6 protein-coding genes, 2 pseudogenes and 2 riboswitches are annotated in these 8,179 nt (G+C 70.4%); of the genes and pseudogenes, 3 read left to right on the plus strand and 5 right to left on the minus strand.

The window, feature by feature from the left end; translation table 11 throughout:
* From VJN29_RS04920 to VJN29_RS20355, 3 genes and pseudogenes are all read right to left on the minus strand, one after another.
* Window positions 1-1,817: cytochrome c oxidase assembly protein (locus tag VJN29_RS04920; protein WP_324142465.1), on the minus strand; the 1,817-nt coding region annotated here is incomplete at its 3' end.
* A complete protein-coding gene (locus tag VJN29_RS04925; protein ID WP_324142466.1) occupies window positions 1,814-2,278 on the minus strand; it encodes a hypothetical protein in 465 nt (154 codons plus the stop codon). The genes VJN29_RS04920 and VJN29_RS04925, both read right to left, overlap by 4 nt.
* A gap of 405 nt (window positions 2,279-2,683) precedes the next feature.
* Window positions 2,684-2,932: pseudogene (locus VJN29_RS20355) on the minus strand (transposase); the annotation flags it as partial.
* A gap of 237 nt (window positions 2,933-3,169) precedes the next feature.
* On the opposite strand from VJN29_RS20355, the gene VJN29_RS04930 reads away from it, so the two are divergent.
* From VJN29_RS04930 to VJN29_RS04940, 3 genes are all read left to right on the plus strand, one after another.
* Window positions 3,170-3,955, plus strand: coding sequence for a hypothetical protein (locus VJN29_RS04930; RefSeq protein ID WP_324142467.1), 786 nt, complete (start codon window positions 3,170-3,172; stop codon window positions 3,953-3,955).
* Window positions 3,956-4,088: 133 nt separating this feature from the next.
* Window positions 4,089-4,285, plus strand: a riboswitch (cyclic di-AMP (ydaO/yuaA leader).
* Window positions 4,284-5,183, plus strand: a complete 900-nt coding sequence (locus VJN29_RS04935) for a CHAP domain-containing protein (RefSeq protein ID WP_324142468.1) — start codon at window positions 4,284-4,286, stop codon at window positions 5,181-5,183. Its footprint overlaps the riboswitch before it by 2 nt.
* Before the next feature lie 274 nt (window positions 5,184-5,457).
* Window positions 5,458-5,650: riboswitch (cyclic di-AMP (ydaO/yuaA leader) on the plus strand.
* A 2-nt stretch (window positions 5,651-5,652) separates the two neighbouring features.
* Window positions 5,653-6,687: a CHAP domain-containing protein gene (locus tag VJN29_RS04940; RefSeq protein ID WP_324142469.1), complete on the plus strand. Its 1,035-nt coding sequence runs from the start codon at window positions 5,653-5,655 to the stop codon at window positions 6,685-6,687.
* A 54-nt stretch (window positions 6,688-6,741) separates the two neighbouring features.
* Here the strand turns inward: VJN29_RS04940 and VJN29_RS04945 are convergent, their stop codons facing one another.
* Together VJN29_RS04945 and VJN29_RS04950 are read right to left on the minus strand one after the other, a co-directional pair.
* Entirely contained in the window at window positions 6,742-7,059 is a 318-nt protein-coding gene (locus tag VJN29_RS04945) for a hypothetical protein (protein ID WP_324142470.1), read from the minus strand.
* A gap of 105 nt (window positions 7,060-7,164) precedes the next feature.
* Window positions 7,165-8,179, minus strand: a pseudogene (locus VJN29_RS04950) (HNH endonuclease signature motif containing protein); the annotation flags it as partial.

An 8,179-nucleotide genomic window follows, 5' to 3' on the forward strand; every position in this document is an offset into this window, starting at 1 on the left:
GCGGCAGTACCGGCGCCGCCGACCCACCAGACGACGATGCCTGCACGGTGCTGCTCCGCCAGCAGATCGGTCAGCCAGGGCAACCGGAGACCCGCGAAGAAGTCGGCCCCCAGCGGCCTGGTTCCGAGCACGAGGACGAGGCCCAGCAGGCCGATGACCACTCCGAGCGCGACCAGCGCGGCCAGTGCGAGGCGGCGCGCGCCCGCCCGGAACGCCTGGACGATCGACGAGACCAGGACGTAGCCGAGGAGGGGCAGCGCCAGGGTCGAGATGACATGGCCCGGATGGGCCAGGAGCGTCCACTCGAGGCCGGGCCCGAGCACCAGGCCGATGAGGGCCATGGCCGTGACGCCGACAGCGACGAAGGGCTGCCGGGACGACCGGTCGACGACGCGATCGACGGCCAACGCCGTCTCATGGATCCCGACGGTCTCGTCCTCCCGTGGGTCGGAGGCCTTGACGGCCAAGCCGACCGGGTCACCCATGACGAGCAGCACCGGGACGACGAGCAGCTGCACGAGAACGAGCGCAAGGTGCCATGACAGCGCGACTCGGCCGTAGGTCCCCACACCCCCGGATGTGGCCACCGCGAAGACGAGCCAGCCCGCCACCCAGGCCGCGGTCCGTCCAGCCGGCCACGCGCAGTCAGCGCGTCGGACACGGACGAGCCCAGCGGCATACGAGCCAATGGCGACGACGGCAAGGGAGAGGAGGAGCCAGTCGGTCCGCCACGACGCCAGCCAGGACCAGGCGGCTGGGGCGGGAGGCGCCGGGAAACCGGTCAACGCGAGCGCCGGCGTCGGGTCCAGGACGTCCTCGGAGACCGGCGGAGCGCTGCGTGTCAGCGCGGTCGCGACGCCGATCGTCGCAGCCATGACGGCGACCTCGACGGCCACCAGGCGCCAGAACCCGCGGCCCGACTCCTCGAGCCGTCGGATCGTCCAACGGCGGTGCACCCAGCCGACGACGCCGAGCGCCAGGAGGGCGACGGCCTTGACGACGACGAGGATCCCGTAAGGCGTGGTGAGGTCGGACCAGCGCCCGACTCTCGTGGTGGCCGCGACGACGCCCGACAGTGCCACGGTGCAGAAGCACCACAGCGCGATGGTCGACCAGCGGCGCACGGTGCGCGAGGCAGGTAATCCGGCGGGGCGGAGTGCCACGAGGGCCAGGAGGCCCCCGACCCAGGTGGCCGCCGCGACGATGTGGACGGCCATGGCGTTGACGGACGTCTCGTGGTTGGACGACCCGCCCGTGTGGCTGGCGAGCCCGAGCACAGCGACGGAGACAACGGCCAGTGCCAGGAGAGCCGCGGTCGCCCCCTGGCGGGCAGGCCCCGCCGAGGAGAGGGCGCCGAGCGCCACGATGGCCGCGCCGAGGGAGCTGATCAGGCCGATCCGCGTCACCTCGAAGGCCCACACGTTTCTGAGCAGCGCATCAACGAGGCCCGGCGAGTCCAGGGGCAGCCCGGCCGCGTCGGCGAAGGTGAGGACGATCCCCGCCAGGCCGCAGGCGGCCCACGCCAGTGCGGCCAGCCCCGCGAGGCGGGTGAGCATCGGTGCGCGCACGACGAACAGCACCAGGACGAGCGCTCCGACGGTCACCGCGGCGGCCAGGTCGTGGACGACGCGAAGCAGCGGAGCGGACCATCGGACGAGGGGGCCCGCGTCATCGACGAAGAAGAGCGGGTCGGCGGCCCCCGTCGAGCGGATGGCCAGCGCCGAGGCAACGATCCCGAGAACGGCGAGCGCGGTGCATGCGGCGAACGCGGGGAGCCCGGCGCGCCCGGCGCGCCCGGCTTCAGGGCGTTCGCTCATGTGGACGCGTTGACGAAGCCGATGGCCACGGCACCCCACCAGCCGATCTGGGACACGGTCGTCGCGAGCATCATGCGCCGCCACTCCCGCTCGGGGACGTCGACGGGGGACGCGTCGGGGGAGAGCTGGCTGAGCTTGAGGCGCACCGGAGCCATGACGGCGCCGTTGACGCAGACCGCGAGGACGAGGGCCAGCTTGACGAGGGTGAGGGGAGAGCCGATGTCGGGCCTGAGCAGGGTGCCCGTGACGAAGAGGCCGCCGAGGCCGGCCCAGATGATCGGCGACGCGGCAGCGGCGAGGCGGGTCGACTCCGTGAGTGCGCGCCTTCCGGCGAGCCACAGCAGCCCGTGCCAGTCGACGAGGAGCACCGCGCCGAAGGATACGACGAGCGACATGACGTGGAGGGCCGCGATCACCGGCCGCAACGGGTAGGCCTCGGGCACGAAACGTGAGAGGACCACGGCGGCAACGAACGTGACGGCGACTATCCCGAGGCGGTGCGCGGGTCCCAACCGTGCCGTGGTCGCGAAGATGGCGTCATCGACTCGAGGCGGCGCAGGAGCCGGCGCTGCGGGGCTGCGGGAAGCGTTGGGGGAAACGGGTGTTCGGGATGGCTCAGCTTCGCGCGGTTCGGCGGCGGTCGGTTCGGCCGCGGCTGGTTCGGCGCCCACGGGCTCGGCCTCGAGGAGGACGTCGGCCTGCTCAGGCTCCGGCGAGGGCAGCACGGGCCAGTCGAAGGATCGCCAGTCCGGCCACTCCTCCTCGATGCGTTCGCGGACCGGCCGCGGGTGAGTGGGCGCCGTCGGCCGATCCACATGTCGGTCGCCCGGCCCCGATCCCGCGTCGGTCGGTACGGACTCCCGAACCCAGCGCCTGAGCGTGCTCGGACTCACTCCGAGTTCTTCGGCGGCAGCCGTGATCGTCCTGTCGGACCCGACGGCAAGGGCCACGGCCTCTGCGCGGAACTCGGGGGAGTACCCCTTCCGCTGCGATCGGGCAGGTGGAGCGGGTCCGCGGCTGCCGTGGCGTGGGAGGTGGACGACGACCGCATCATCTGGCTGCGTCCCCGTTGGCTCACGATCGTTGGGCAACCGCTGGGACGGTGGTTGGGACATGGCGCACCTCGCTTACCCCGGTGCCGGTTGTGTGAAGTCAGGTCTGGCCAACCCTGCGAGAATAGCGAGATTACGCAGACCGGACCTTTCGGAACTTCGTCATGCTCCAGTAATCTCCAGCAACCGGGCGGCGACTCTGGAGCGGGCAGACGCCACGGGCACTGACCGGACGCTCACCCGTGGCAGCGCCGGAAGTTGCCGGACACGTGCCAGAGCGGCCAGTTTGGGGGTTACCCAATGACACAGCAGCCAAGGACCCGCCGCGAGCGGCGCGAGCTCGAGCGTCGGCGTGGGCCTGGCGCAGCCGTGGCGCTGACGGTCGTGGCCCTGCTCGTCCTCGGCGCTGCCGTGTGGTTCGGCAAGGACCTGTTCCTCGGATCCCCGACGGCTGGGCAGGCTGCCCTTGACAACCCGACTACCTCACCAGCAAGCGCAACCGCCTCTGCAACGACGTCGACCCAGCCTCCCACCTCGGAGTCCTCGCCGGAGACGGCCGATCCGGTAGACGCGCAGGTCGAGGACTGCCGCAGCGGCTGGCAGCTACAGGCGGCGGCCAGCAAGGCGGCGGCAACGGTTCTCGCGGAGTGGGATGCCCATCTCGACATCATGAACGATCTCCAGGCCGGTAAGACCACCCTCGAGCAGGCCAAGAAGGACTGGGGGCCCACCACGGCGAACGCTCCCCAGCACATCGCCGCCTTCCACGAGGCCGACCGGGCCTTCACGTCATCGAAGCTGCGCTGCGTGGCCCCCGACGCGGCCACCGGCGCTGCGGCGGACGCCCTCGCGGCGTGTGAGGCGAGCATGCACGTGGTCGACGGGGTTCTGGCCAAGGCGCGGACGGCGATCGAGCCGTGGGAGACCCACCTGAAGGACCAGTCTCACTTCAAGGCCGGCGGCATCACGGCGGCCAGGGCCGAGGCGCTGTGGCAGTCACTCTGGCAGAAGGGCCTGGAGCTCAACCCGCCCTACGTCGCCGCCGCTCAGGCCGGCGCGAAGGCCACCTGCTCGCCACCCAGCTGAGACGCACGCTCTTTACCGATTGATGGACATGCCGTTACTTGAATGTGACATCGCCGGTTTCGTGCTCTAGTGTCTAGCGCAGCCCCTTCCCCGTGGGGTTCACCAAGAGGCAGACGCCTAGTCCTGCCACTGCCTCGAGGTGCCGCTTGACCCGTTTGGCAGGAGCGGGGGAACCACGTTCCTCCGAGCGTCGTGGAGCAGGTCTCGTGCCTCGATCCACGTCGCTCTTGGGGTGCAGCACTCGAGGAAGGCTTCCGGGCCGGAGACGAGAGCCGGGCAGATCTCCGCCCGAACCCGACAGCTAACCTCGCAGGCGCGGAGGTTCTTTGTGAACACTGACAACCGTCCCGGGCGTCACCGCACGCCGGGTGGCTACAGCCCCCTTGGCGAGCTCAAGAGCATCGCCCGCGAGTCCGCCCAGCCGGCGATGAAGGGCGCTGCGGTCGTCGCAGCCGCTGGTGGCCTCGTCGCCACGCTCTCCGCCCCGGCCTCAGCCGAGACCGTCACTGACACGTCCGCAGTCGTCGCCGCACCGAAGGTCGCCACCCCCAAGGCGGCTGCTGCCATCGGCCCCGACGCTGCCACCGCCCCCTCCCTTGCCGTGGCGCCGGCCCTGAGCTCGATCGGCTACGCGGCGCCGGTGCCGAAGAAGGCCGCTGCCAAGCCGAAGCCGATCGTCATCAAGGACGTCGTCGTCGAGAAGGTGCGCACGGAGGCGGCCAAGAAGGCTGCGGCCGAGAAGGCGCGCAAGGAGGCGGCTGCGAAGGAGGCAGCGCGCCGCGAGGCGGCAGAGCGTGCCTCGCGGGACTCCTCGCGGACCAGCCTGACGACGCCCACCTACACGGAGAAGTCGACCGTCAACGGCACGACGGGCAAGAAGTCCTCGTACAACTGGGCGACGGCCGGCCAGTGCACGTGGGGCGCTCTGAACAAGTGGTACCAGTCCGAGGGCTACTACCCCGGCGGCTGGACCGGCAACGCCATGGAGTGGGCCTGGGGCGCCGCCAACGCGGGCTACACCGTCTCCGGCACGCCGCGCACCCGCTCCATCCTCGTCATGCAGCCCGGGGTCCACGGTTCCTCGAGCGTGGGCCACGTGGCCTGGGTGACGGCCGTGAACGGCAACGAGGTCACCATCATCGAGATGAACGCGCTCGCCGGGGCCTACAACTACAACACGCGCACGCTCACCGACATCAGCGGGATGAAGTACATCTACGCACCGTGAGCTGACTCCGCGCCACCTTCAGAGGGCGGTGAGGTTGCCGAGGCGACCTCACCGCCCTCTGTCGTTCAGCGCGCACCTGTGTGAGGACTGCGCGACGACTCAGGCGGCGGTCAGGCCACCTGCTCGCTTCCACAACCTGCCATGCCCCTTTACCGTTTCTTGGACATTCCGTTACAACAGCGTGACATCACCGGGATTCGTCATTACTGTCGACGGCAGCCCCCTTCCCCGTTTGGGGGTCCACCCAACAGCGGACGCCGAGTCCTGCCACTGCCCTTGGGTGCCGCTTGACCCGCATGGCAGGGGCGGGGGAACCATGGTTTCTCCGAGCGTCGTCGAGCCGGGCTCGCGCCAGGTTCACGTCGCTCTTGGGGTGAAGTTCTCGATAGGGCCTCCGGGCTGGTCTCGAGAGCAGGGCAACCTCAGCCCGAACCCGACAGCTAACCTCGCAGGCGCTGAGAGGTTAGCCGTGAACACTGACAACCGTCCCGGACGTCACCGCGCGCCGGGTGGATACAGCCCTCTGGGCGAGCTCCAGAGCATCGCGCGCGCATCCGCCCAACCGGCCATCAAGGGCGCAGCAGTCGTCGCTGCCGCTGGTGGCCTCGTGGCCACGCTCTCCGCCCCGGCCTCGGCCGACACCATCACGGAGAGCGCCCCCGTCGCCGCTGCCCCGGTCCGCGTCCCCAAGGCCGCAGCGACCGTCGGCCCCGATGCCACCACCAGTCCTCCGCCGGCCGCGTCGACCGCCCTGAGCTCGATCGGCTATGTGGCGTCGGCGCCCAAGAAGGCCGCCAAACCGAAGCCGATCGTCATCAAGGACGTCGTCATCGAGAAGGCCCGTAAGGAGGCTGCCGAGAAGGCCCGCCGAGAGGCTGCCGAGAAGGCCCGCAAGGCGGCCGCTGCGAAGGAGGCCGCCGCGCAGGCCCGTCGCGAGGCCGCGGCCCAGAAGGCAGCGGAGAAGGCCCGAAAGGAGGCGGCTGCGAAGAGGGCCGCCGCCGAGAAAGCCCGCAAGTCAGCCGAGCGAGCTTCACGCACCGCTTCCCGCGCCGGCACCACGAAATCGACCTACAAGCCCAAGACCTCGCTCAACAAGCCGACTTCGAAGACGACCACGGCCAAGAAGACCACCGTCCGGGCCACGACGGGCAAGAGGTCCTCGTACAACTGGGCGACCCGCGGCCAGTGCACCTGGGGCGCTCTGAACAAGTGGTACCAGTCCGAGGGCTACTACCCGGGCGGCTGGACCGGCAACGCCATGGAATGGGCCTGGGGCGCTGCCAACGCCGGCTACACGGTGTCGAGCACGCCGCGCACGCGGTCCATCGTTGTCCTGCAACCCGGAGTCCACGGCTCGTCAAGGGTTGGCCACGTCGGGTGGGTCACCGGCGTCAGCGGCAACAAGGTCACCATGATCGAGATGAACGCCCTGGCCGGGGCCTACAACTACAACACGCGCACAGTCACGCACACGAGCGGCATGAAGTACATCTACGCACCGTGAGCTGACTCCGCTTCCTCGAGAGGGCGTGGGCGACGCCACGACCCCTCAGCCAGTTCAGGGGCCTTGGCGTTGGTAGCCGCGGAACGACCACTTCGACTGCATCGAGAGGATCGAGCAGCCACTCTGGTAGGACAGCGCCGACAGCCGCGACTGATGCGACAGGAATGACAACGCGCTCATCGCCGACCCGATGGACCCGATCGACGCGAACGACGCAACACTGCCAATCGACAGGATCGAGCCGGCACTGCCGATCGACAGGATCGAGTCCGTCGAACCGATCGACAGGATGGACCGATGCGACGCAACAGACCACTTCGAACGCCGGCGTCTCTCCACGAGAACCCTCCAAACTAGCGTCACCAAGGCCACTGTATGCCGCTGAGCCGGCGAATGCTGCCGGATCGTTCGAGAGCAGGTTCATCACGCCAAGCCTCAGCTGATCCGAGCACGTCGGCGAACTGCTCAGGGCTGTCATCAGAAGGGTGGGCGGTCGTCCTCGGCGCTCGGGCCGGACTCCGTGGGGGTGTCCTGCAGGCCCTCGCGCCAGTTCTTCGGATAGGTGACGTACTCCCGCCCGGCCAGCGTCGTCCAGCCCAGCCCGCCGTCGGGTCGGGGCGTGCTGGTCCACAGCCCGGCGGTCTTGGTGTTGTGGCAGCGGCGGCTGGTGGCGTACAGGTTTCCCGCCTCGGTCGCGCCGGCCGGCCAGGGGCGCTGGTGGTCCAGGTCGCAGCGGTCGGCGATCACGGTGCAGCCCGGGGCGCGGCAGATCCCGTCGCGGGCCCGGACGTGCCCGGCCAGCCGGGGTCCGGGCGTGTAGCCCTGGGAGACCAGCCCGAGCACCTGCCCGGTGTCCAGGTCGACGGGCAGGTGCTGCCACACCGAGCCGGGGACGGTGATGATCTGCCGGGCGTGGGCCGCGGTGACCCAGCCGTACCCGGGCAGCTCGCACGGGGCCTCGCTGGCGCCGGCGGCGACCTCGAACGGGACCACGATCCACACCTTGGCCGGCACCGGCCGACCCAGGCTGGCCCACCCGTCCCCGGCCCGATCAGTCACGCTGTCCGTGACAGCAGTGACATCCGTGCCGCTGTCGGTGACAGCAGCGATCGCGGCCGTGACACCGTCCGTGACATCGCCCGTGACACCGTCCGTGACACCGTCCGTGCAGGAGCCACTGCCGGCGTCCGCCGCCGCCGTCATGCCACCCGTGACGTCGGCCATCCCGGCTGTCACACCGTCGGTGACAACGTCGCGGCCGCCGGGGCTCGGACGCGATGGTGCGGCCTGCTCGGACTGCTGACTCGGGTGGCTCTGGTCGGGCCACCAGGTCAGCACCGCGTCCAGGACGAAGTCGGAGCGCAGCTGCTCCAAGGTGCGCGGGTCACCCGCGGCCCGCGCCGACCGGGCCGCCGCGTCGGCCCGGTCCAAGGCCCCGACCACGCGCTCCAGCGCGCCGGTCAGGGTCAACACCCCGGTGCCCTCCTCGGTC

It is taken from the genome of Intrasporangium sp., assembly GCF_035280925.1.
In the GTDB taxonomy this organism is placed as follows: Bacteria; Actinomycetota; Actinomycetes; order Actinomycetales; family Dermatophilaceae; genus Intrasporangium.

Bases quoted from the DNA above. Each gene is read 5' to 3' on its own strand.
- VJN29_RS04930 (WP_324142467.1), top strand. From the start codon at position 3,170: ATGACACAGCAGCCAAGGACCCGCCGCGAGCGGCGCGAGCTCGAGCGT.